The 23,042-nt window shown below is 50.6% G+C and carries 21 protein-coding genes; 8 read left to right on the plus strand and 13 right to left on the minus strand.

Annotation, left to right across the window (positions count from 1 at the left end):
- Nucleotides 1-195: 195 nt before the first annotated feature.
- From ETHHA_RS08960 to ETHHA_RS15610, 7 genes are all read left to right on the plus strand, one after another.
- Nucleotides 196-1,500 (plus strand): ABC transporter substrate-binding protein, encoded by a 1,305-nt coding sequence (locus ETHHA_RS08960; RefSeq protein ID WP_013485659.1) that lies wholly within the window; start codon nucleotides 196-198, stop codon nucleotides 1,498-1,500.
- 20 nt (nucleotides 1,501-1,520) lie between these two features.
- Entirely contained in the window at nucleotides 1,521-2,411 is an 891-nt protein-coding gene (locus ETHHA_RS08965) for a carbohydrate ABC transporter permease (protein ID WP_013485660.1), read from the plus strand.
- Nucleotides 2,408-3,265: a carbohydrate ABC transporter permease gene (locus tag ETHHA_RS08970; protein WP_013485661.1), complete on the plus strand. Its 858-nt coding sequence runs from the start codon at nucleotides 2,408-2,410 to the stop codon at nucleotides 3,263-3,265. The genes ETHHA_RS08965 and ETHHA_RS08970 overlap by 4 nt, the downstream gene beginning before the upstream one ends.
- Before the next feature lie 63 nt (nucleotides 3,266-3,328).
- A complete protein-coding gene (locus tag ETHHA_RS08975; protein ID WP_013485662.1) occupies nucleotides 3,329-4,606 on the plus strand; it encodes a galactokinase in 1,278 nt (425 codons plus the stop codon).
- A gap of 58 nt (nucleotides 4,607-4,664) precedes the next feature.
- A complete protein-coding gene (galT, locus tag ETHHA_RS08980; RefSeq protein ID WP_341349185.1) occupies nucleotides 4,665-5,663 on the plus strand; it encodes a galactose-1-phosphate uridylyltransferase in 999 nt (332 codons plus the stop codon).
- Nucleotides 5,664-5,739: 76 nt separating this feature from the next.
- Complete coding sequence (gtfA, locus tag ETHHA_RS08985; protein ID WP_013485664.1) at nucleotides 5,740-7,191, plus strand: sucrose phosphorylase; 1,452 nt, start codon at nucleotides 5,740-5,742, stop codon at nucleotides 7,189-7,191.
- A 257-nt stretch (nucleotides 7,192-7,448) separates the two neighbouring features.
- The gene (locus ETHHA_RS15610) at nucleotides 7,449-7,625 is read left to right on the plus strand and encodes a hypothetical protein (RefSeq protein WP_013485665.1); all 177 of its coding nucleotides are present in this window, start codon (nucleotides 7,449-7,451) and stop codon (nucleotides 7,623-7,625) included.
- A 383-nt stretch (nucleotides 7,626-8,008) separates the two neighbouring features.
- Here ETHHA_RS15610 and ETHHA_RS08995 read toward each other — a convergent pair whose 3' ends face one another.
- The 7 genes from ETHHA_RS08995 to ETHHA_RS09025 all read right to left on the minus strand — a co-directional run bounded on the left by ETHHA_RS08995 (nucleotide 8,009) and on the right by ETHHA_RS09025 (nucleotide 13,328).
- Nucleotides 8,009-8,344, minus strand: coding sequence for a type II toxin-antitoxin system RelE/ParE family toxin (locus ETHHA_RS08995; protein WP_013485666.1), 336 nt, complete (start codon nucleotides 8,342-8,344; stop codon nucleotides 8,009-8,011).
- Nucleotides 8,341-8,646 carry a type II toxin-antitoxin system RelB/DinJ family antitoxin gene (locus ETHHA_RS09000; protein WP_013485667.1) on the minus strand — a complete coding sequence of 102 codons (306 nt, stop codon included), beginning with the start codon at nucleotides 8,644-8,646 and terminating at the stop codon, nucleotides 8,341-8,343. Before ETHHA_RS09000 ends, ETHHA_RS08995 begins: the two co-directional genes overlap by 4 nt.
- A gap of 83 nt (nucleotides 8,647-8,729) precedes the next feature.
- Nucleotides 8,730-10,349, minus strand: coding sequence for a recombinase family protein (locus tag ETHHA_RS09005; protein ID WP_013485668.1), 1,620 nt, complete (start codon nucleotides 10,347-10,349; stop codon nucleotides 8,730-8,732).
- A 99-nt stretch (nucleotides 10,350-10,448) separates the two neighbouring features.
- On the minus strand, nucleotides 10,449-10,682 hold the full coding sequence (locus ETHHA_RS09010) for a hypothetical protein (protein ID WP_013485669.1): 234 nt from the start codon (nucleotides 10,680-10,682) through the stop codon (nucleotides 10,449-10,451).
- A gap of 12 nt (nucleotides 10,683-10,694) precedes the next feature.
- The gene (locus ETHHA_RS09015) at nucleotides 10,695-11,120 is read right to left on the minus strand and encodes a CopG family ribbon-helix-helix protein (RefSeq protein ID WP_013485670.1); all 426 of its coding nucleotides are present in this window, start codon (nucleotides 11,118-11,120) and stop codon (nucleotides 10,695-10,697) included.
- Entirely contained in the window at nucleotides 11,104-11,544 is a 441-nt protein-coding gene (locus ETHHA_RS09020) for a hypothetical protein (protein ID WP_013485671.1), read from the minus strand. Before ETHHA_RS09020 ends, ETHHA_RS09015 begins: the two co-directional genes overlap by 17 nt.
- Before the next feature lie 728 nt (nucleotides 11,545-12,272).
- Nucleotides 12,273-13,328: an AAA family ATPase gene (locus tag ETHHA_RS09025; RefSeq protein WP_013485672.1), complete on the minus strand. Its 1,056-nt coding sequence runs from the start codon at nucleotides 13,326-13,328 to the stop codon at nucleotides 12,273-12,275.
- Nucleotides 13,329-13,501: 173 nt separating this feature from the next.
- Here ETHHA_RS09025 and ETHHA_RS09030 point away from each other — a divergent pair, with 173 nt between their 5' ends.
- Nucleotides 13,502-14,677 (plus strand): DUF6076 domain-containing protein, encoded by a 1,176-nt coding sequence (locus ETHHA_RS09030; RefSeq protein WP_013485673.1) that lies wholly within the window; start codon nucleotides 13,502-13,504, stop codon nucleotides 14,675-14,677.
- A gap of 117 nt (nucleotides 14,678-14,794) precedes the next feature.
- Here ETHHA_RS09030 and ETHHA_RS09035 read toward each other — a convergent pair whose 3' ends face one another.
- The 6 genes from ETHHA_RS09035 to ETHHA_RS09060 form a co-directional block, all read right to left on the minus strand.
- Nucleotides 14,795-15,067, minus strand: coding sequence for a DUF6809 family protein (locus ETHHA_RS09035; RefSeq protein WP_013485674.1), 273 nt, complete (start codon nucleotides 15,065-15,067; stop codon nucleotides 14,795-14,797).
- Nucleotides 15,068-15,250: 183 nt separating this feature from the next.
- Nucleotides 15,251-16,933, minus strand: coding sequence for a hypothetical protein (locus ETHHA_RS09040; RefSeq protein WP_013485675.1), 1,683 nt, complete (start codon nucleotides 16,931-16,933; stop codon nucleotides 15,251-15,253).
- Between the two features lie 197 nt (nucleotides 16,934-17,130).
- Entirely contained in the window at nucleotides 17,131-17,466 is a 336-nt protein-coding gene (locus ETHHA_RS09045) for a hypothetical protein (protein ID WP_013485676.1), read from the minus strand.
- A 58-nt stretch (nucleotides 17,467-17,524) separates the two neighbouring features.
- Complete coding sequence (locus tag ETHHA_RS09050; protein ID WP_137143880.1) at nucleotides 17,525-17,800, minus strand: hypothetical protein; 276 nt, start codon at nucleotides 17,798-17,800, stop codon at nucleotides 17,525-17,527.
- A gap of 61 nt (nucleotides 17,801-17,861) precedes the next feature.
- Nucleotides 17,862-20,873: a type I restriction endonuclease subunit R gene (locus tag ETHHA_RS09055; RefSeq protein ID WP_013485677.1), complete on the minus strand. Its 3,012-nt coding sequence runs from the start codon at nucleotides 20,871-20,873 to the stop codon at nucleotides 17,862-17,864.
- A 4-nt stretch (nucleotides 20,874-20,877) separates the two neighbouring features.
- Nucleotides 20,878-22,932, minus strand: coding sequence for an N-6 DNA methylase (locus ETHHA_RS09060; protein ID WP_242822063.1), 2,055 nt, complete (start codon nucleotides 22,930-22,932; stop codon nucleotides 20,878-20,880).
- Nucleotides 22,933-23,042: the final 110 nt, after the last annotated feature.

Below are 23,042 nucleotides of genomic sequence, written 5' to 3' on the forward strand. Positions count from 1 at the left end.
AACCATTTCAACCCAGTCTGCAATAGTTCACCGTTCCTCAACGTCTCAATGCGTTGTCTTCCTCATGCGGCAGCCTGCAGAGTTGCCTTGTTCGTTATCCTTGCCTTGCGCGCTGTGGTTCCGGTTCCTTTCTCGCATTCTGAACCGGGATTGCTGTAGTATCAAAGGACATATGGAAAGGGAGGCTATGAAACAATGAAAAACGACCTTAATCGTATGTTGTCCATGGTTTTGTGTGCCGGTTTGATTCTTGGCACCGTCATCTTTTCTGTCGGATGTCAAAGCACGAGTGGAAAAGTGACCGTAGAGCTGTTCCAGTATAAACCCGAAGCTGTCAAGACATTTCAGGCCATCGCAAAGAAATTCAATGCGGAAAACCCGGACATCAATTTAATCGTTACTTCTCCCAATGATGCCATCACCATACTGAAAACGCGGCTGATCAAAAACGACCTGCCTGACATCATCGGCATTGGAGGCGACATCAATTATTCCAATTTTCTGGATGCCGATATGTTGCTGAATATCAGCGATTACAAGGGTCTGGATACCATCAAGGATGCTTATAAGGAAATGGATAAGCAACTGGAACTGGTGCCAAAAGAAGGGGTGTATGCGGTGCCATACGCCGCTAATGCGTCCGGCATCCTGTATAACAAACAGATATTCCAGCAACATGGCTGGACAATTCCCACCACCTGGGATGAACTAATCGCCCTCTGTGAAAAAATCAAAGCCGCAGGAATCACTCCGTTTTATTTTGGCATGAAAGACACCTGGACCACGCTGGCCCCATGGAATGCCATTGCGGTAGATCTGGTATCTCCCGATATCTGTCAGCATGTCAATATGGGGAGAGCAACTTTTCAACAGGCTTACAGCGAAGTGGCCGACAAAGAAAAGGCGCTCCTGCAATATGGACAGAAAGACCCGTTTGCGTATGGCTACAACGATGCCTGCACCGCGTTTGCCAAGGGCCAATCCGCCATGTTCGCAATCGGCAGCTATGCCGTGCCGCAGATCACGTCCGTAAACCCAAACCTCCAGCTTGATTCGTTTGTGATGCCGGCCAGCAACAACGCAGCGCAAAACAAACTGAATTCCGGAAACGATTTGCAGTTCAGTGTGATGAAAAGCACCAAGCATAAAGCGGCCTGCTACCGGGTGCTCGATTTCCTGTTGAAAGACAAGACGGTGCAAAGCTATGTCGACGAACAAAATGCGGTTCCATGCAAAGAAGGAGATTTTAAAATGTCCTCTGTGCTCGACAGCATGCAGCCCTATATCAAGCAGGGGAAAATGGCGGATTATCAGGACCATCATTATCCTTCCGAAATGAGTGTGGATGCTTTGATTCAGACATTTCTGCTTGGCCAAAGCAAAGAGGCATTTTTATCGGGATTCGACAAAGACTGGAAACGTTACAACCAGGATACGATTGCCAAACTGCAGGCATACGAAGCAGAGCATGGTGCCGCAGCATCCAGTTCGGCGTCCTGATGAGAGAGGGGTTGAGAGAAATGAATCGTCCATTGCAATCCAGCCGCATCGACCGTAAGAACCGGACATTTCTGGCCATACTCATTCCGATCATGGCCCTGTTCTTCCTGTTTAACACGCTGCCGCTTTTACAGGGGTTTTCTTATAGCTTTACCAATTTCAGGGGATTCGGCAGCTATAATTTCGTGGGTCTGCGCAATTTCGTCAATTTGTTTCAGGACGGCCGCATCGGCCATTCGTATCAGTTTACATTTCTGTTTGCGGTAGTGACCACTATCCTCGTCAATGTGCTCAGCCTTATTCTGGCGCTGGGGCTAAACGCGAAGATCCGCATCAAATCCACCCTCCGGGGCATCTACTTCATTCCCGCCGTGCTCGGAGGTCTGGTGGTCGGCTACATTTTTAACTTCTTTTTTACGTATATCCTGCCGACACTGGGCAAAACATTGGGCAGCACGGCGCTGGGTTCCAGCCTCTTATCCAATCCCAAATTAGCCTGGATTGCGATCGTGGTTGTGGTCGCATGGCAGGCAATCGCCATGAATACAATCATCTATATTTCCGGTTTGCAGACGGTTCCGCAGGATGTATATGAAGCAGGCGCGCTGGACGGCGCGACCGGTTGGAAACAGTTTCAAAACCTCACGCTTCCTTTAATCATGCCGTTTGTGACCATCAACATGGTTTTGTGCATGAAAAATTTCCTAATGGTGTTTGACCAAATCATGTCCCTCACGCAAGGCGGGCCGGCGCAGAGCACCGAGCCGATTTCCTATCTGATATACAACAATGGCTTGGGCGGCGGACAGTTCGGTTATCAAAGTGCAAACGCCGTGCTTTTCTTTGTGGTGATCGTGGCCATTTCCGTGTTTCAACTAAAATTTCTGGGAGACAGGGAGGAACAGCTATGAATATCAACCATTCTGTAAAAATCAGAAATCATCGCACCAACTGGCCGGTCACGATTCTGCTCACCATCGGCTGTGTCACCATCTTTTTTCCGCTTTACATGACGGTCATCATCGCTTTCAAAAAACCTTCCGAGATGACCAACGATATTCTCGGCGCCCTGCTTCCGCCCGTTAAATGGAGTCTATCCAATTTTTCGGAAGCCATGAAAGTGACGAACTTCTGGCAATCGCTTGGCTGCAGCGTATTGATTACGTTGTGCACGGTCGCTCTTTCCATTGTGATCCATTCTCTTGCCGGTTACGTAATCGGCCGGAATATGGCCCGCAAAAAGTTTTATAAATTTGCTTATTTCTACATGATCAGCGGCATGTTTGTGCCGTTTGCGATCCTGATGATGCCTGAGATCAAGCAGACCGCCATGCTGCATTTGGCAAACTGGGGCGGCGTCATCGTTCTCTATGTCGTGTTTTATATGCCAATGAACCTGTTGCTTTATGTTGGTTATCTGAAAAACATTCCGATGGCACTGGAAGAAGCGGCTTATGTGGACGGCGCGAGCGTCTGGACAACATATTGGCGGGTTATTTTCCCGAATATGATCCCAATGCATGCGACCGTTGCGGTTTTAACCGCATTGGGCGCATGGAACGACGTGATGACGCCACTGGTGCTGATGGGCGGAAGCGGCGCCAATACCCTGCCGCTGGCACAGCTCAATTTCCAAAATCAATTCAGTACAAACTACAATCTGGCATTTGCTTCGTATCTGCTGGCCCTTATCCCCATCTTGATTTTTTATTTATTCTGTCAGAAGTGGATTATTAACGGTGTGGTTAACGGTGCCGTCAAGTGACACTGTGCCCACACGAAACAACCGTTTACAACATGCTTATACATGCACGAAAGAGCGAACCACATGGAACTTTTGCAAATTAAAAAAGAGATTCAGGAGAGCAGGCTGGATCAAACATTGGGCCTCCTTTATGGAGAAGCCACCGTTCACGCACAGCGCAAACGGTATCTGGACGCGCTGAATGCGTTTGCGCAGCTTTATGGCGGCGGGGACGTGCAGATTTTGAGTGTTCCGGGTCGCAGCGAGATAGGCGGCAACCACACCGACCATAACCATGGGCGCGTGCTGGCATGCGCCGTGGATCTGGACGTGATCGCAGTGGCCAGAAAGTCCGGAAATACACAGATACGGTTGCAATCCGAAGGGTTTGGAATGGATAAATTGAGCATTCAAACGCTCCGGCCGGTGGAGAATGAACACTTTACATCCAAAGCGCTCATCCGGGGGACAGCCGCACGTTTGCAAACACTGGGTTACACCGTTGGTGGATTCGACGCATATATAACTTCCAATGTCTTAAAGGGAAGCGGCCTTTCTTCCTCGGCGGCTTTTGAAGTGATGTGCGCCAACATTTTCAGCCACCTGTTCAACGGCGGCAAGATCGACACCGTCACTATGGCCAAAACGGGCCAGTATGCCAAGCGGGAATTTTTCGGCAAGCCCTGTGGACTAATGGATCAGATGGCGAGTGCGGTCGGTGGCTTTATTTCTATCGATTTCGCCGACCCGGAAAACCCATTGGTACAAAAGATCGATTTGGATATGGCGCAAACCGGCTATACGCTCTGCATCATCGACACGGCGGGCAACCACGCCGACCTCAATGCGGATTATGCGTCCATCCAGTCGGAAATGAAAGCCGTTGCCACTCTGCTGGGACATACCGTACTGCGGAAGTGCAACGAGGAACAGTTCTTCACGCGCCTGCCGGAAATCCGTGCAAAACTGGGAGACCGCGCGGTTCTGCGTGCGCTCCATTTCTTTGGAGACAACGCGCGCGTATCCGGGGAAGTGGAAGCACTGCGCAGTGGGAACTTTCAAGCGTTCCTTAATCTGGTGATACAATCCGGCCGTTCCTCATTTCAATATCTCCAAAATGTCTATTCGATCCAAGATCCCAGACAACAGGGATTATCGCTCGCACTCGCGCTTTCTGAAAAAATTCTGGAGAAAAACGGCGCATGGCGTGTGCATGGCGGCGGATTTGCCGGAACGATCCAGGCATTTGTGCCCAATAAACCGGCAGACGTTTATACGGCCGAAATGAACCGTGTTTTTGGAGAGCATGCGTGCTACCGGTTACGAGTGCGTCCGGTCGGCGCCGTACGTGTCTCGGAATAAAACAGGAAATATTCCAACGCGGCCATTCCATTTGTCTGCGACGGAACGGCTGCGTTACATGCAATCTGTCAATTCGGAGGAATTTATTATGGCTGAACTTCGCTGGCATCCGTTTATTCAAGACTGGATCATGATTGCGTCATCCCGGCAGAACCGTCCGCAAATGCCAAAGGACTGGTGTCCATTTTGCCCGGGTTCCGGAAAGGTTCCCGGCCGGTATGACGTTTTGAAATATGACAATGACTTCCCCGCGCTTTCGCAGACCCCGCCGGAACCGGATGACGTGGCGACCGACTTTTTTAAGGTGCGACCGGCATATGGCAAATGCGAGGTCATCCTGTATTCTCCCGAGCACACGATCACTCTGCCGGAATTGCCGGTGCCGCACATCCGCAAACTGGTTGACCTTTGGGCGGAACGATATGACGCGCTGCGGCAAGATAAAAAAATCAAATATGTCTTTATTTTTGAAAACTGCGGCGATGTCGTGGGTGTAACCATGCCGCATCCACACGGACAGATTTACGGGTACTCAATCGTTCCGAAAAAACTACGTCTGGAACTGGAAGCGAGCGAAGCGTATTACAACGAAAACAGCCGCTGCCTGTTCTGCGACAACTTGAAAGCGGAACAAGATTTTCAAAAACGCATTATCTTTGAAAACGACCATTTTGTTTGCTTATTGCCGTTTTACACGGAATACCCATATGGTGTCTATTTATACAGCAAACGCCATACCGGCGCGATCGTGGATTTTACCGATGAAGAACGTAACGCGCTGGCTGCCGCGCTAAAAGAGACGGCCGGCACGCTGGACAGCCTGTTTGGTTACAAATTTCCATACATGATGTGCATGCACAATGCCCCGGTCAATTACGGGGATACCTCGGATTATTACCATTTTCATATCGAGTTTTTCCCGCCGATGCGTTCAGAAACAAAGCAGAAGTTCAATGCATCCAGCGAGACGGGCGCATGGGCACATTGTAACCCCACTTGCCCGGAAGAAAAAGCGGAAGAGCTCCGGCAGGCGCACGAACGTTTTCTTGCACAATAAAATTGAAGCGGCTTGTTGTTTTAAGTCGTGACCACACTTTAAAGGTGTGGCTTGCACAAGTTCTAAAGGAGCGTATATGCCTGTAAAAAATCAAGTCATGCTGATCACCTATCCAGATAGCTTAGGGCGAAATCTCAAAGATCTGCGCGCTATACTCAAACGATATTTCGATGGCGTTGTTGGGGGTGTGCATATTCTTCCGTTTTTCCCATCCAGCGGTGATCGTGGTTTTTCTCCCGTAACATATAAGAAAGTCTCCCCAGAATTCGGCACATTTGAAGACATTGGCGCGCTGGCACAGGAATATTATTTGATGTTTGATTATATGCTCAATCACATTTCTGCGCAAAGCGCCTATTATCAGGATTTTTTAAAAAACAAGGATGCATCTCTCTGGAAAGATTTGTTTATCCGATATAAAATTTTTTGGAAAAATAGCTTTCCCACGCAGGAACAGGTGGATGTCATTTACAAGCGCAAACCCCGTGCCCCATATGTTGATGCACACTTCACGGATGGCACCGAAGAAAAAGTTTGGTGTACGTTCAGCGAGGAACAAATTGATTTAAATGTGAGAAGCACTGTTACCAAACGCTTTAACCGCAATAACCTGGAATTTCTCGTCAAACAGGGGGCTTCTATCATTCGGTTGGACGCATTGGCCTATGTGACTAAAAGGCCGGGTACCAGTTGCTTTTTTATTGAACCCGATATCTGGAATATTCTGAATGAATACAGTGAAATTCTCAAGCCGTTTCATGTAGATATCCTGCCTGAAATTCATGAGCATTACAGCATCCAGTTGAAGCTGGCCGAGCATGGTAACTGGGTCTATGACTTTTCCTTGCCCATGCTTGTATTACACGCATTGTATTCCGGCCTCGCAGAACGGTTGGTACACTGGCTTGAAATATGCCCCCGCAAGCAGTTTACGACTTTGGATACACATGATGGCATCGGCGTGGTGGATGTCAAAAGCTTGTTAACCGATAAAGAAATTGATTTCACAATCAAGGCGCTGTATGAACATGGTGCGAATATAAAACAAAAATACAGTTCCGCCGAATATAACAATCTGGATATTTACCAGATCAACTGCACTTATTATTCTGCGCTGGGAAACGACGACGCTGCTTACTTATTGGCACGTGTTATTCAGTTGTTTGCTCCGGGTATCCCACAGGTGTATTATGTGGGGATGCTGGCGGGCAAAAACGATGTTGACTTGTTAGGGCGCACCAAAGAAGGCCGTAATATCAATCGGCACTATTATACAGAGGAAGAAATCGCAACTGAAACACAGCGCCCGCTGCTAAAAAAACTGTTTCGTCTTATGCGTTTCCGGAACAGTTACGGTGCGTTTGAGGGAACTGTCTCCATCTCTCGGCAAGTAGAGCCAAACTGTTTTGCGATCCACTGGGAAAATAGCGAACTTTGGACCGAACTGTATGTTGATTTGGCGGAAAAAAAGTTTTCCGTGCAGTATTTCGACGAACGGAGAGGAACAGACGTAGAATTTTTGGTCTGAGCGCTGCATAATAAGCCTATCAGAGAGGTCTGTCAAAACGAATCGCAAGGCACAAGCGACACATTGCTTCTGCAAACCGGCGCGGTTTACCAGTTGCCATGACTCGCGGCGGAAAGGATACCACAAACAAAACGTGCGGCAGCTCGTAACTGTCGGAACCGCCTGCCGATCACGGATGCCAAAGCGCCACAAGCGCCATAACCCGCTGGCAAGTCTTGAATGCTCCCCATACCGGGAGAAAACCAAGGGGAGTCCCCGTGTTTCCCCGATTCAAGGTGCTCAAAGTCATCTGCGGTGAGAGCCCATTAAACATGGACAGCATCAACGGCCTGGTGGAACAGGTCGTTGATGCTGTCAAACAGGCCAAGGCCGACCTTTCACACTGGCTGAAAGAATTTATTGAACGTCTAAACGAAAGGCGTGGAGATTCATAAATTCTATAGTCGTGTGGTGAATTGGTCAGAGCTTTGGAGCAAGTGCAGCATCACGGAAAAAATGATTGTCTTGCAGCTCATCCAAAAAGTTTCCATCCACAGGGTCTATTCGTTGGACATCGATTTCAATATCTCCGTTCACCAAATACTGGACTACAACAAGCTGTCCAAAAGTGCATACTATACGATCATTTCTCCATGAAAATACAAAATTTTGAGGTAGCAGCTTCGCGGGCGATTACACAGAAGAAGTAGGTTTTTGTTGTGACGTCGCTACTTATTTTTAAGCATAAAAAATCCAGCACCCACATGGGTACTGGATTTTTGTGGTGGAGATGAGGAGGATCGAACTCCTGACCGTGGGGTGGTTATAAAACCACAGGCTATACGTTCAAATCCGTTTGTTTCAGCTGTTCCTCAAGATTTCGCCCGCCGTACATGACCCGAATTACCGCAACGGTGTTACGCGGTTCCATCGGCAGATAAAAGGCAAGATAGCGGTCCACCGGCAATACCCGCAAGCCTTTGCCGCGCCATGGCTCTTTTTCGTAGAGCGGGCAGCGCAGCGGCATTTCATCGAGTGTTGCGACCGCGTCCAGAATGCGTCTGGTCTGCTTTCTGGCGATCTCCGGCTCCAGCAGGGTGAATGCGATATAGTCGTGGATGCCCCGCAGATCCCGCGCCGCCTGCTCGGTGTAGACAATTTGCCACTGGCTCATAGACCGTATTCCCGGCGCAGGTCTTCCGCGAGACGCTCCGCCGGGACCACATTTCCGGCCGCCAGATTACGGAAGCCTTTTTCGATTTCCGCGTTAAATTGCTCGTCGCTAAGGCTGCCTATCGCAAGCGGCTGATTGGACGGCAGCTTCATGTCGAAGGGAATTCCCCTCTGCAACACGACCTGGCGCAGGAAAAGGCCGATTGCGTTGGACATCGGGATGCCCAGCTGGTTCAGCACTTTTTCCGCCTGCTCTTTGACCTCGGGCTCGACGCGCGCAAAGATATTGGATGTTCTCGCCATAGAAAATTCACCTCGCTTTCTATTAGTATACCCGATTGTATTGCGGTTTGCAATCAGTTGTCAGGCGACCCACGCATTTTGTTTTACAGCTCAATTTCCGTCATCCCGATGAAGTTATAGCAGATGTCCACCCGCTGCGTTCGGCACCCCTGCTCGTCTACCTGCCTTGGATACACCTCGATGCGCTGGATCAGCGTGTGCAGGATGCGGCTGTCCAGAAAATGCAGGTCGGTGTAGTCCTTGATGACCTGTGTGAACCGCTCCGCGTTCTCCGCCGCTTCCCGCACCGCCTGGGCGGCCTGTTCGTGTGCCGTGAGGGTTTCCTTCAAACCGGCCTGCTCATTTTCATATTCGGCGGTGAGGGCGGCGAACCGTTCGTCCGTAATGGCTCCGGAAGCGTTTTGCTCCAACAGCTTCTTGATGATACCATCGAGCGCCGCGATACGTTTTCGCATTTTGGCATCCTCTTTCTCCTGTTGTTTGAGCGACTGGCTCTCCTGCTCCGCCATGGCAGCCTTCAGTTTTTTCAGGAAGGTGTCGCGGTAAAGGCAGGCATATCGCGCCTGTTTGCGGATGTCGTTGAGCACCACCGCGCTGATCTGGTCGAGGCTGATGTAATGGGACGTGCAGGCCTCCTTCCCGTGGCGCATATACAGCCAGCATTTGTACCGGCCGCCATCCGGCTTGGTCTTGCGGTGCACGGTTGAGAATGAGAGCGCGGAACCGCAGTCCGAGCAGTAAAGCAGGCCCGCGAACATCTGAGGTTCACCGTCTTTGCGCGCCCGCCGCTTGATGGCGAGCTGGCGGTGCACCAGTTCCCATTGCTCGGCTGTCACCAGCGCCTCGTGGGTGTTCTCCACCACGATCCAGTCCTCGCGCGGTTTTTTGACCGTTTTGCCCTTCATAGTTTTATTGCCGACGCGGCACTGCGCCATGCAGCCCAGATAGACAGGGTTCTCCAGAATCTTCTGGATGGATGTGACATGCCATTGGGTGTCTCGCTTCCAATAGGGGCTTTTGAAATAATCCGGATGCTTCTCGTTGAAATAGGACATCGGGTTTGGGATGCCTTCGGCGTGCAGGGCACGCGCGATGCGGTTGTAGCCCTGCCCATCCGCCGCCATTGCGAAGATGCGCCGCACAACGGCGGCCGCCTCCTCGTCCACCAGCAGATGATGCTTGTCCGCCGGGTCTTTGCAATACCCGTAGGGCGCTTTGGAGCCGATGAACATTCCCTGCTTGGCGCGCGTGATTTTCGCCGCTTTGGTTTTCTGCGAGATTCCACGGGCATAAAAGTCGTTCATCATGTTGAGCACGGGCACGCTCAGGTCAAGAGGGCCCTTGCTGGTGTCCACGTTGTCGCCGGGCGCAATGAACCGAATATCCCGCTGGACGAAATACTGGTCAAGGTACATGCCGGCCTCATAATAGTTGCGGCCGAACCGCGACAGGTCTTTGCAGATCACGGTATTGATGCGCCCTGCCTCGATCTCGGCCAGCATGCGCTGAAATTCAGGCCGGTCGAAATTGGTGCCGGAGCAGCCGTCGTCCACAAAGTAATCCACGATGTGAAAATGATGCTGGCGGCAATAGTCGGTGAGCATGGCCTTCTGGGTCTGGATGCTTTCGCTTTCCGCGAGATTGCCATCATCTACGGAAAGCCGGCAGTAGATGCCGGCGTTGACTGTCTGCGTCTGTTGCATGAATGCTCCTTTCCCGGACTTGTCTGCCCCTCTCGGGGCTGTCGGTTCGCGGCGGCAGCCTGTCTCAGCGGACAGTATACCGCAAAGCTTTTTTGAAAGCTATGGCTTTTCGGAAGAAAGCGTATCGGTATCTTCGCCATCAGGTAAACGATCGCCATCGCTGTCATCAAATTCACCGTCTTCGAGTTCGGCGACCATCAGCTCCTGCAAGCGGGTGATAATGCTTTCCCATCCGCAGAATTGGCTGGTGACCAGAAAATCCACACCGCCATGGTGCTGCCAGGACGCCGCGCCGTGGATGGGAATGAACCTTCTTTTGCGTGCGTGTTCCATGCCATACTCCTCTCATTCATCATTTTCGAGATAATGAATATCCATCCGGTTGCAAATCGCGTCCTTCAGCGGCACGTACCCACGACTTTCCCCGACCAGCCGCACCGCTTTTCCACGCAGCCTCTGTGTATCCGGGTAAGGCACCTCCAGAAGAGAAGCGAGAAGCAGATTGATCTGCGCCAACTCCACCGCGATTTTGTAGGACAGCTTGGAAAGGTGTTCTTCCAGCCCCTTGATTTCGCTGCGCTCAATTTTGCCGTATAACGCCGCCAGCTCGCCGGAAAACTGCCGCAGCAGATCGCGGCTGACATACTCCCTGATAGCCGCGTCAATAAAGGCGGAGCGGTTCTCAAAGCCGAATGCTCTGTATTTGTCCTCCGCCAGTTGGAGCGTTTCGGCTGGCAGCGACACCGTGATTTTTTCAGTTTTCCGTGTCATCGTCTTCCTCCGTAAAATCCGGGTTTTGAAAATGATAGATTTTGTCATACCGGATGCTGCCGACGGTGTGTTTCACATCTTGCACGCACTTCTTTCGGAGCGCCTGCAGTGTTTCATCCGAAAGCCCGTGAATCAGGCTCGCCGAAACATTCGCCGACATGGACATCTCCACGCACATGCGAAACAGTTGGCGGCACATGCGGGCCTCTAACTTGGTCAACTGGTCTTCCAAAAACGCGAGCGTTGTTTTTTGCATGTATGCGGTGCTGCTGTCCGCCTGCAGGAAGCCGAGGTAAAATTCCACGGCTTTGCAGACAAATTCGCTGCGGCTCGCAAGCCCGTGCAGCGGGTAAGCCGCGTCGGCCTGCCGCACCATGCCGGGCGGCATCCAGATCCAGACCCTTTCCTTTTTCTCCTGTTCCATTTTCAAGCCCCCTGAATCGTTAAAATTCCGTGTGGGACATCCCCGCAAATGCCCAACTTACGCCAGCGTCTCGCCGCCCGGACGGATGAAACGGGGCCGTATCCACTTTTATGACTCCTCCGGTGCATCAGGCGCAAAGCCCGCAACCCCGCATCCCGCCCCGCGTTGCGGGACGGTGTGAGCCGCGCGAGTGCCGCTTACGGCACCGCGTTTTAACCTGCATATGGATTCCACCTGTAAAACGCCCGCCCACTTGTAAAAGGAAAAGCACGGATCGTCGGAGCACACCCCACTCTGGCAAACGCCGACGGGAACCCTGAACGGATGAGTTCGCACCGTCCGATTTTCTTTCTGCTGTTTTAGAATCCTGCTGCCCCGCTGCCCAAATTTCCGCACAAAGCCCCGGCACGGGCCGCGAACCCGACGGATGGGGCACGGATGCCTCCCGCCGCTGAAAACGGCACACGAAGCCACACGGTGGGGACAGGGCGATCGATAGGCCGTCCTATCGTTCCTGCATTTTGGTTGTGTCGGATGGCCTTTTTTGTAGCCGCTCGTCGGTGTGCCATGATGTCACAGTTTCAGAGTTGACGGCCAGCTTGCGAGACATGATGGCACACTTTGTAAAAGAAAAGGGCAAACACTTTACGCCGTATGCGGAAACGGCAGCCCGAATGTGCCAATCGAATAACATTGCAATACGGAGCATCGCGCTGGGCGGCAAAAATCTATGCCTGCGACGGCTGCGACAACTGCGACGGCAAATTTGGCACGGAGGCCATATCGGATTTGCCGTCATTCCCGTCATTGTCGACGCGGGCCAGCGTGAGCTCCCGACGGTCATGCGTGCGCTTTGCGGAAAATACAATGCCATTACGCGATAATTCCACTTGATTGCGGATGATCTTTTTCATCAGGACATTGGGGAGAAGTTTCTCACCGCCGCTTCGTTCCATTTCCTCGGCAAGCGCCGTCGCCGTTCCCGTAAAACTCCCGCGTGCCCGGATAAAATCTGCAAGAAATGAAATCGTCGGATCGCTGGGTTCCGGCGCTGCGTCACGGTTGTCCGAGAGCAGATTCCAAACATATGTATTCCGGTCAAATTCCAACCGGAGCTCGCGGTATTCGATATCCCGCCCCGTGCAGTAAAGGATCGCCGTGTCGGCGGAGCGGCTGTCACGCTTCAGCACATAAGTTGCGTCCGCGCCGCCGCTGATGCCCGTGGTGCCAGAGATCATGTTGACCGGGTCCTCATCGCTCATTTTGCGCAGGTGATGAATCAGGATGACGGCGATGTTGTACCGGTCCGCCAGCTTCTTGAGCAGCACAATATCGCGGTAGTCTCCGGCATAAGGGTTTGCGTCGGGCGCCTGCTTTCGGATGCGCTGCAGGGTATCGATGACGATAAGTGACGTATCGGGATGCAGGGACAGGAATTTTTCAATCTGCCGTTCCAGGCCTTCGCCAAGGCTTGCCGCTACCGTAGCAAAATGCAGATTCTTCGGTGCGTCGTCGGCAATGCGGCACAGCCGCGTCTGGATGCGCGTGAAGCTGTCCTCCAGACACAGATAAAGCACCGTCGCGCGGGCGGTCGGAAATCCCCAAACCGCCTCGCCGTTCGCAACCTGCAAACACAGCCACAGCGCGAGCCACGATTTGCCGATTTTCGGCGCGCCCGCAAGAATCGAAAGCCCCTGCGGGAGTAACCGTTCGGCAACAAACCGAATGGGCGGCAGCGGCTCGCTCATCAGCTGCTCACCGTCCATGGTCACAAGCTTGTCCATGAGTTCATCCTTTCACTTTGCGTTAGAGAATTCAAGTATTAACTCTCTTACTCTATCCGCATTGTAACAGCCTGTTTGACAATCGTCAATAGATGTAATATAATATTAAGTACATTCTCTATTTTAAACGTGAGCATTCTCTACTTTTCAATTTTCTTATGGAGGTGAGGCCGGTGTATGCGTTCAAGGCGTATTTCTGGAATGACACCGTTTGCATCAACGGGAAAAAGCGATACCGCAGCAATGAGATTTTGAACCAGTGCCTAAACATGGATTTCAGCAAACTGGAGAAAATCCGCGACGAACTGGCGACCTTGCGGCAGAAGCTTATTCTGCAGGACGATGCCGCCTTGGATTACATCCGGCAGTATGACCGGCACGCGCAACGGGCGCAGCGCCTGGTGCATCTGGTGGACGAGTTGCTCCGCTCGATTTCGCTGTATGCCGAAAATATGGATGCCGAGCTTCTTAACGGGGACAAGCTTTTTGACTATCTGAATGCCGCATATCCGTATTGGGGAGACGACGATGAGGAAGACGATTCTGATTCTTCCGATGAAAGCGACTACGGGTTTGAAACCGGCGACGGGAAGGATTCTTTTTTCTACCACACGCGCTTTTTTCCAAGATATCTGGACATGCAGGTAGATGACCCCAATATCCTGCTCGAGATAGAAGACGCAAACCGAAAAATCGGCGCCTTTTTTGACCGGTATCTCACCTTCATTGACGATTTGCTGCGCGTAAAACATGTTTACTGCGAGTTTCTTGACCACTTCCTGCATGTGAAGAACAATTTTTTGAATGCACATGAGACGGCCGAGGCTTATCAATCTTTTATAGAAAAAAGCGCCGACCGGATAAAAGGCTACCAGAAGCTCGACACTTCCGGCCCGGTGAGCATGAGCCACGCGGTGCTCATGGACGAAAAAGGCCGAGCCGTCTTATGCGAAGAATATTCTTTCCGCACCTTGGGGGCGTTTTTATATCTGGATTTTTTCAGAGGGCTCAAAATTGGGTACCTGCCGAAGCGGTGTCTCCACTGCGGTCGGTATTTCCTGCTGCAGGGCGGTAAATATTCTGATTACTGTGAGCGTCCTTTGGAAGAGGACAATACCAAGACCTGCCGCGATGTAGGCGCGCGCAAAAAATATGATGACAAATGCAAAACAGACCCGGTTTGGCTCACCTACAACCGGGCCTATAAAACACACTATGCGAGGCATATGAAACGAAAAATGAGCGCCGCAGAATTTGAACAGTGGTCGCGGTATGCCGTTGAGCTGCGCGCAAAAGCCCTGAGCAGCGAGCTTACGTTTGAGGAATATCAGCAGAAGATCAAAGAATGAGGGGGCTGGCCTGGGAAGCCAGCCCACGAATCCAGTCTTTCTGCGTCCGTGTTCATTCGCCAAAGAACGCAATCTAGAAAAATTGTGGTACGTTTCTCCAGTGACGTAAGCTCTCACTCACCTTTCGAGAGCAGGGGTTTGTTGCTTGTCATGCCCGTTCAGTTCGTTTGCGAGACGCCACGCCAATTGAAAACCGGTTATAAAACTGTCCAATGAAATGTCGTTAATCAGTTGATCCTTGTCGTCAATAATACGTAGCACCAGCCTGCGGTCAGCCTTGCTAAGGTGCGTAATCAGTGTTCGGTGATTGGCTTCGATGCGCCGAGCCTGCGGCGTACCCTTTGGAATCTTGTAAAAACAACGATATATTGTGAATAATATGTCACCCATAAGCGAGCTCCCCCTTTGTGACACAACATACCACAAGAGAGGGGCAAAAGCTATATAATATTTTGACAAGTGAGGAACGTCAAACTGGTATTGAGAAACAAGCGGAACGTCGCAAAAGCATGGCCGCAATCTGGGCATATTCTAGGGCAAGCGTCTTGCCTCACCTCGATCAAATCAAAAAGTTTACCACCAGTAATTTTTGTGGCCCAATTTCTTCTCCTCAGCATTTTTTTCATGATTACGCTCTCCAAAAAATTCGTCATCTCTGGCAACCGTAGGGTCATACCAATCGGCCTTGGTTTTCGCCCATCCGACCCATTCGGCTGTCTTCTCATCGGGCGTCCCCGATGCTTCGACAACGGCAATATAGTTCCGAATCTTGCAAGCGGTATCATAATCCTCTGCAAGGTTCGTCAGAGCGAGCGTTCGGTCAACCTCAATATTATAGCGATCTCGGTACTCTTCTTTACGGCGTTTCTCTTCCTGACGCTTGCGTTCCTCTTCTTCACGGGCCTCACGGGCTTTTTTTATTTCTTGGGCTGCTTCGTACAGTTCGATCATGATATCGCCGAGACGGTCTTCCAAAACATACGATTTACAGTCGCGGAAGCTTTTTCGGCCGTTGACCGCCAGACTGATCCGTCCATTAAAAATATAGTCGTATTTTCGTATTTGTGGCTTGGATGCCCAAGAGGAATGTCTGCGTTCATCCTCATATTTCAAAAGCTGCAGGTTTTCATCTTTTGTAAGAACATGACTGGTTTGGTCTTGGGATTCAGAAAAAAACAGCTGCACCGTTTCACCGTTTACTACAAAGTCCAAATCGTTGGTCAGCGAGCAGCCGAGCGGCTCCATCGCCTTGATTAATGCATCAATGATCCGGCACGCGCGGGGCAGCGTTTCGTCCGAAATGGATTTCGACAAAGATGGTGCCGGGTCAGCATTCTGCCTGTTCAAGCCCCTGTTGTCGGCGTATTTACCATGCCTCCTCCATTCTGCGACGGCCTTGCGGTGCGCGATGATATTGGAGTGCATTCGCGCTTTATCATCTGGAAGCAGAATCTGAGAAGTGATTGCGAGAATAACAGAGCGGTCTTCATCGCTCAAAAATGCAAGAGTTTCCTTTGCCGTTTCCAACTGATGGGTCACGCCTGTCTGGATACCGGTTCTTTTGGAAACCGTGTCGCTTTGGGGAAGCGGAATCACGCTAACCGGCTTTCCGGCGCGCATTTTTGCCCAATAGCCCGCGGGTGGCGTCGGAATTTCCAGCGCCTTGCAAACCTTATGTATGGTGACATCGGAAACTTTATACCGTTTCGCGACCTCTGTCACAGGAAATTTCCATACTTCTTTATAAATCGTCTCTCGATCATATACATTGTAAGTCTGTCCATACTGCGTGTATGTTTCAGGTTCGCTAACCGCTGGAGCTACCAAAATCACAGGATCTTCCGATACTGCATTTGCCGCGTCCTCCACGACAGGGAGAGCAACCGCTGCTTTTGCCGGCGTATCATCAGCGGGAGCAGCTAAAACAGGCGTATTCTCAGCCGGCTGCATTTCTTTCACGACTTCCCGTGACGGCGGTTCGACTGTCTTTTTCTTTTTCCTGGTGCGCGGAACAGTCTCATAAATGGAAATCATCGCATCGGCCGGTTCTGGCAATTCTGGTTTGAAAGCAGGTTTCCCATAAGCAAGCTGAGTCCAATACCCAGATGTTGGAACCGGTATATCTGCTTCTTTTATCTGTTTCATTAGGTGGGTGTAAGAAATATCATGTTTTTTTGCCAAACCTGCAACGGAAATCTCCCAGATTTCATCATACAACTCTCGTCGTGTCAGATTAATCACCGGTTTTATTGGCATATCGCTCTCCTCCTTTCCTATCACAGATATCGGCTTCAACATAGACTGTGTTATGATTTTTAGTTTCGGTGGCGCGGCATCAGGTTCAACGAACACATGCGGGAATTCACTTGTTTGATCTTCTATCGGGTTCGAACCAAGGGCGTTTTGGACCGGATTTTGTTCGGTAGCTTTCCCAAGAACCGCGTCAAATTGCTTTATCCCTCCAATTCCTCTTTTTCGCTTAATAAAAAAAGCAGGTCACGTTTCATTTCTTCGAACTGTGAAATGATCGTGTTCAGATTTCTCTCGATGTCTTTCACCTGAACCTCGTTGATTTTCCCGTGGTTATAAGCGATTAGGCGCTCAGCAATGATATTGTAGCTCCAGCTGTCAGAGTATCGGTCGTCATTATGAATAGTAAAGCCTATGGGCAGCAAATCATTTCTCATGCCGATGCTTACAGCCATCGGGGCAATACCGAGGTAGTCTCCTGCAATCTTGCAAGTTATTTTCTTCATGTTTCTGATTTCTTCGTCCGTATATTTGGCCATACGTTTCACCTCCTTCGTAATATTGATGCCGGCGCAGTCGATAACTTATATGGCAGTGTTACCCCTGCACCAGTCTCCATAAGCTGCCACAACCATCCCAAAACTGATTGCTCGATATGGCAGAATGAATATCGGAAATTCCTTTATTCTTTACCATACAGCAGTTTGGAATCACGTCGGCATACGGTAAGACGTCTGAAATTCGGTCGGAGAGCAGTTTGTATTTTTGAATAGCCTTGAACATTGAGTCGAGCAGATCGCAGGCTTTTATGGCCTTCCAAGCACAGCCGCATTGAAGTTCTGGCGGGCTAAATTTGCCGTTCTCAATCTTCATAATAAAGGCTTTAAGTATGCATGGAACAGTCTTAAACAGCATTTTTTCACGAGTCGACCACCTATATTTTCGACAACCGATCGTGAACAAGCGGCAATAATATTTTGTCGATCTCGCGTCTGAATTCCTCGTCCTCCAGATACTTCTCGCAGAATTCTTGGTTCTTTGCCATGCGTCCTAGAACCACATCCATAATGGTATTGTCGTAAATGATTTTAAAGAGATCGAGCGGGTTCTTAGAGCGCAAGACCATCTCTTGGTTATTGGACATGTCCTGAACGAATTGCTCCAAAACCTTATCCATTTCAGTGAAGTTCGTGCCAAGGCGTTCGTTTAGGCTTTGGATGATAGCGGATAAAGCCTCTTTTTCGTCTTCAATCGGCAATCCCGTGCTGGAGGTCTTACTCTTTAGAATGCCGTCCTCGTTCGCCAAAGCAATAGAGCCTTCAGCCACTTTCTGCACTCGATAATATTGGAGCATAACATCGCTGCCAATATCGGGTGTGCGCTCCGTATCACTTTTGGGCAGTTTGCGGAGCAAGCACTTGGCATAAGCATGGAACTTGTGTAGATTCTCATCGCCGAGGTTGATAATGTGCGTGAGAAACGCATACAGGCGGATGAACTTTGCAAGTGCGCCTTTGAAGTCCATTTTATCCTGATCCTCGGTCAGGGCATTGTAGCGGTCGACAGCGGGGTCGATAAAACCATTCAGCTTCGCAAGGTCAATGTTTCCCTGGTTCTTCGTTTCCTTAAAGAAAACCTTGGCGAAAGCCTCAATCTCGCTGTCACGGTAGAGCATAAAGCGATCAAGGAAATTTTTGATGTCGTAGATGGTGTTCGGGTCTGTCGTTTCAGCCACGCCCGTCGCCTGATAATAATCCTGAAACGCCTTTTCGATGTCTTCGCGTGAGTTGACGAAGTCCAAGATGAAGGTCTCAGTCTTACCCTTACACGCGCGATTAACGCGGGAAATCGTCTGAACAGCCTTAATGCCCGTCAGTTTCTTATCCACATACATCGTGTGCAGAAGCGGCTGGTCGAAGCCCGTCTGATACTTTTCGGCGACAATCAAAAGCTGATATTCGGCGGTGTCGAATTTTTCCACAGTCTCGCTATCCGGAAACTTGTTTAGGTTAGATTCCGTATACTCTTTGATTTCGCCGCTCACCTTGTCTTTGACCGTGCCAGAGAACGCCACCAAGATGCCCAAGTCATAGTGCATCTTTTTGATGTATCTCTGGAACTCGAAGAAATAGCGCACGGCGTGGAGGCGCGAACCCGTCACAAGCATAGCTTTCGCCTGCCCGCCGATGCGGTGCTGCACTTGACTGCGGAAATGCTCAATGATGACCTCCGCCTTCTGTGCGAGGTTGTGTGGGTGGAGGCTCATATATTTGCCGAGAGCCTTGTTCGCCAGATTCTTGCCATACACGGGGTCGTCGGCTATTTTCTTTCCAATTTGGAAGTAGGTTTCGTAGGTCGTATAGTTTTCAAGGACATTGAAAATGAAATGCTCCTCGATGGCCTGTCTCATGCTATAGAGGTGGAACGGCTCCGGCTTGCCAGCGGCTGTCGTTTGCCCAAATATTTCCAGTGTCTTTTGTTTGGGCGTGGCGGTAAAAGCAAAGAACGAGAGGTTTGGCTGCTGACCATGTGCCGCCATTTCATCAGCGATAGCTTCGTCAAGGTCTTTTTCCTCGGCTTCGGCCTTTGCTTCTTCTACTGCAAACTCATGCAGTTTTTTTTCGACGACATCGTCACCCTGCAAAGAGATGTCCGCCAGAATCTCTTTCATACGCTTGCTTGCGTCGCCTGTTTGAGATGAGTGGGCCTCGTCCACGATAATAGCAAACCGCTTGCCCGTAGTGGATACCTTCTGCACATCGACAAACGGGAACTTCTGCAGGGTGCAGACGATGATTTTGTCGCCGTTGTTCAGCGCGGTGGTTAGCTGCTTTGAGTTCTTATCCACGAGGACGACCACGCCCGGCTTATGCTCCATGTTGTAAATATCGCGCTGGAGTTGTTTGTCGAGAACACGGCGATCAGTAATGACGATGATGCTGTGGAATATCACCTCGTCATGTATATCATGCAGGTTCGCCAAGTGGTGAGCAAGCCAAGCGATGGAGTTCGATTTGCCCGAACCTGCCGAATGCTGAATCAGATAGTTCTTGCCCGACCCGTTGGCGTAAGCATCCGCCACCAATTTACGGACTGCGTCCAACTGGTGGTAACGCGGAAATATCAATTTTTCCTTGCCCTTGTCATCTTTCGAGACCTGCACGAAGCGGTGCAGAATGTCCAGAATGCTATCCCTTTGCAGTATCTCTTTCCATAAGTACGCCGTGCGATAATCACCGCCCTCGGCGACAGGATTGCCCGCTCCGTGGTCTTCGGTTCCCTTATTGAAAGGTATGAAGGTGGTATCAAGTTTGCGAAGCCAAGTGGTCATCCAGACTTCTTCGGTGTCCACGGCAAAATGCACAATAGCCCGCTTTTTGAAAGCAAGCAGAAGTTCACGCGGGTCACGATCGTTTTCATACTGCGTGATGGCATTTCGATACGTCTGCCCTGTGAGCGGATTTTTGAGCTCTATGGTGATTATCGGCAGCCCGTTCAGAAAGATAACGGTGTCGATAGAGTTCTCGTTTTGCAGGCTGTACTTGACCTGCCGCGTTATCTGCAGGACGTTCTTGGCGTAGAGAGCCGTTAAGCTCTGATTCATGCCGCTGCCCGGCTTAAAGTAAGCAAGCCGCACGGAGATGCCAAGGTCCACCACACCGTGGCGAAGCACGTCAATCATGCCGCGAGAGTTCAGTTCCGAATTAAGACGTTTGAAGAATTCCGCTTCGGCAGAGACTTCCGAGCCGTGACGCCTGCAAAGCCCCTGCCATTCGTCAGGCTGAGTGTCTTTGATAAACGCCAGAATCGCCCCTTTATCCAATGCAAGTTTGCGGTCAAAATCGACGGGATTGCCCTTCTTGTAGCGGTCGGCTTCGACTGCACCCTCAGTGAGCCACCATTCTATCTCTTGTTCGAAGTTGCGCTCTTTTGTCTGAATTGCCATAGCCTTATCCCTCCCGACTGATTTTATCTTCTATGTAGGCAATAATTTTTTCTTGCGTAGGTATTGGGGGCACAAGTATTGGCAGCATCTTGAAATCGCTGTACTTCAAGGATTGCCGCACCCCACCGCCAAGGGTATAAAACACCTTTTTTAGGTCATATGCGTGGAGCAGATAGGCAAAGTATCTGGGTAATATCCGTCCGTCATGAACTACTAAGCTAAGATAGGCGGATGTAATAATGCCAGTTTCCTTCACATATCCTGTGCGAAGACTTCGTTTGTCATTTTGTAGGTCGGTCAAACGTAGAACAACATATCCCGGCTCAACTATCTGGTAACCCTCGAAGCTTGCAGGAAGCAAGCCAGTGTTGGTTTCGATGTCTTTCTGGATTATTCGACCATAACTTAGGCTAAGAAGATTTTCAGACAGCATTTCCGTGTTCTTAGTATTATTTTCGTGCGCTATTGCTCGCAGAGGGAAAACTTCCCAGTCACATGGGATTTCACCAACCCAATCAATGCCACTGCTTTTGCACGACAAAGCTGTATCTAAGCCATGGGTAGTGATGTTAATTATTAGCTGGCGTTTGTAAGTCTCAAGCATTTCCGCCTGCTGCAAAAAGTCAGAAATCAAGGCATCGATATTGGAATCCTTCTCCTGGTCGAAAAGCCCGTTAATAGCGATTTGAATCTTTTGGCCTAACGACTGTATTTTTCGCAAAGTTCCATCGGCGTTTCCAAGTTCCTCAAAACTGCTGAAAAACCGTGCAAACGGAATCTCGTAGCCTTTCTTGGTCTTGCTCTCGTCCACCCAAGCGTCCGGCGCATAGGGAAGCACCTCCCGCTGGACGTAGGCGGCGATGTCATCCTTGAATGGAATCTGCTCGGTGTCGCGCAGGTCAGTGTCGGGTTCGGGGTTGCCTTTGGCGTCCGTGCAGATGTCGGCGGTTTCGTCCTTTTCAGACAGCCCGGCAAGAACAGCTTTCAGGAGCGGTGCCTTCACGTCAAGCCCCGCTTTTTTAAACGCTTTATGGAGCAGTTTGCTGAACTCGGCACGATTCTTATAAAGCACAGCTCCGTCAAGTGTAGCAACAGCGGCAAGGGCGGCTTCTTGTTGCTTCTTACCTTCGGCGACCTCGGCGTCGTGTTCGGCCGGTTTGCGCTTGCGGCTCGTGGCGAGGTTGGCGAACGCCGTCTGCTCACGGATGCGCTTGATGCGCTCTGCAGACGCTTGGAAGTTCAGCCGTAACGGACGCTCGACCGTTACTTTCCAATAAGCGAAGTCGTCTTCGTCAAATATCTTGCAGAACTCGCCCTCCACAAACTTGCCGTAGATGCGGGTCAGTTCGTCCTTCTGCTCTTCGCTGATTAGCTTGCGTTTCTCGCCGAGGGGCTTTCGCATACGCTCGAAGAAGGACGTACCGTCAATCAACTGGATTTTGCCCTTGCGGACGCCTTTCTTGCGGTTGGTCACAATCCAGACATAGGTTAGGATGCCTGTATTGTAGAAAAGCTGGTCAGGTAGAGCGATGATAGTCTCCAGCCAGCCGTTCTCAATAATCCATCTGCGGATTTCGCTTTCACCGCTGCCTGCGTCGCCTGTGAAGAGCGGCGAACCGTTAAAAACGATAGCAAGTCGGCAACCGGTCAAGCCCTCCGCTTTTTCGTCGTACTCCATCATCTTGCTTATCATGTGTTGAAGAAAGAGGAGCGAGCCGTCCGACACACGGGGCAGCCCCGCACCAAAACGCCCGGCGAAGCCGCGCTCGTTCTCGTCGCGGATGAACTTCTCATACTTCTTCCACTCCACGCCGAAGGGCGGATTGCAGAGCATATAGTGGAAGGTTTCATGCGGCAAAGCGTCTTCGGTAAAGCTGTTGCCAAGGTGGATGTTCTTATAGCCCTTGCCCTTTATCATCGTATCCGATTTACAGATGGCATAGGTCTTTTCGTTCAGTTCCTGCCCGTACACCTCAATGAGAGCCTGATTGTTCAGTTCGGTGGCGTACTCAATGCCCGCCGAAAGCATACCGCCCGTGCCTGCCGCCGGGTCTATCAAGACCTCATCTTTGATACAATGCCCGTACGTGCTGTTAGCCCGGAAACCATGCTGTTTCTGGGCTTTTCTGCTTTTCAGGGCATAGAGCGGGAGCGTGACTGTGGCCCTTG

Source organism: Ethanoligenens harbinense YUAN-3, from assembly GCF_000178115.2.
In the GTDB taxonomy this organism is placed as follows: Bacteria; Bacillota; Clostridia; order Oscillospirales; family Ethanoligenentaceae; genus Ethanoligenens; species Ethanoligenens harbinense.

Bases quoted from the DNA above. Each gene is read 5' to 3' on its own strand.
- ETHHA_RS08960 (WP_013485659.1), top strand. From the start codon at position 196: ATGAAAAACGACCTTAATCGTATGTTGTCCATGGTTTTGTGTGCCGGT.
- ETHHA_RS08965 (WP_013485660.1), top strand. From the start codon at position 1,521: ATGAATCGTCCATTGCAATCCAGCCGCATCGACCGTAAGAACCGGACA.
- ETHHA_RS08970 (WP_013485661.1), top strand. From the start codon at position 2,408: ATGAATATCAACCATTCTGTAAAAATCAGAAATCATCGCACCAACTGG.
- ETHHA_RS08975 (WP_013485662.1), top strand. From the start codon at position 3,329: ATGGAACTTTTGCAAATTAAAAAAGAGATTCAGGAGAGCAGGCTGGAT.
- galT (WP_341349185.1), top strand. From the start codon at position 4,665: ATGCAATCTGTCAATTCGGAGGAATTTATTATGGCTGAACTTCGCTGG.
- gtfA (WP_013485664.1), top strand. From the start codon at position 5,740: ATGCCTGTAAAAAATCAAGTCATGCTGATCACCTATCCAGATAGCTTA.
- ETHHA_RS08995 (WP_013485666.1), bottom strand. From the start codon at position 8,344: ATGAGCCAGTGGCAAATTGTCTACACCGAGCAGGCGGCGCGGGATCTG.
- ETHHA_RS09000 (WP_013485667.1), bottom strand. From the start codon at position 8,646: ATGGCGAGAACATCCAATATCTTTGCGCGCGTCGAGCCCGAGGTCAAA.
- ETHHA_RS09005 (WP_013485668.1), bottom strand. From the start codon at position 10,349: ATGCAACAGACGCAGACAGTCAACGCCGGCATCTACTGCCGGCTTTCC.
- ETHHA_RS09010 (WP_013485669.1), bottom strand. From the start codon at position 10,682: ATGGAACACGCACGCAAAAGAAGGTTCATTCCCATCCACGGCGCGGCG.
- ETHHA_RS09015 (WP_013485670.1), bottom strand. From the start codon at position 11,120: ATGACACGGAAAACTGAAAAAATCACGGTGTCGCTGCCAGCCGAAACG.
- ETHHA_RS09020 (WP_013485671.1), bottom strand. From the start codon at position 11,544: ATGGAACAGGAGAAAAAGGAAAGGGTCTGGATCTGGATGCCGCCCGGC.
- ETHHA_RS09025 (WP_013485672.1), bottom strand. From the start codon at position 13,328: ATGGACAAGCTTGTGACCATGGACGGTGAGCAGCTGATGAGCGAGCCG.
- ETHHA_RS09035 (WP_013485674.1), bottom strand. From the start codon at position 15,067: ATGGGTGACATATTATTCACAATATATCGTTGTTTTTACAAGATTCCA.
- ETHHA_RS09040 (WP_013485675.1), bottom strand. From the start codon at position 16,933: ATGCCAATAAAACCGGTGATTAATCTGACACGACGAGAGTTGTATGAT.
- ETHHA_RS09045 (WP_013485676.1), bottom strand. From the start codon at position 17,466: ATGGCCAAATATACGGACGAAGAAATCAGAAACATGAAGAAAATAACT.
- ETHHA_RS09050 (WP_137143880.1), bottom strand. From the start codon at position 17,800: ATGAAGATTGAGAACGGCAAATTTAGCCCGCCAGAACTTCAATGCGGC.
- ETHHA_RS09055 (WP_013485677.1), bottom strand. From the start codon at position 20,873: ATGGCAATTCAGACAAAAGAGCGCAACTTCGAACAAGAGATAGAATGG.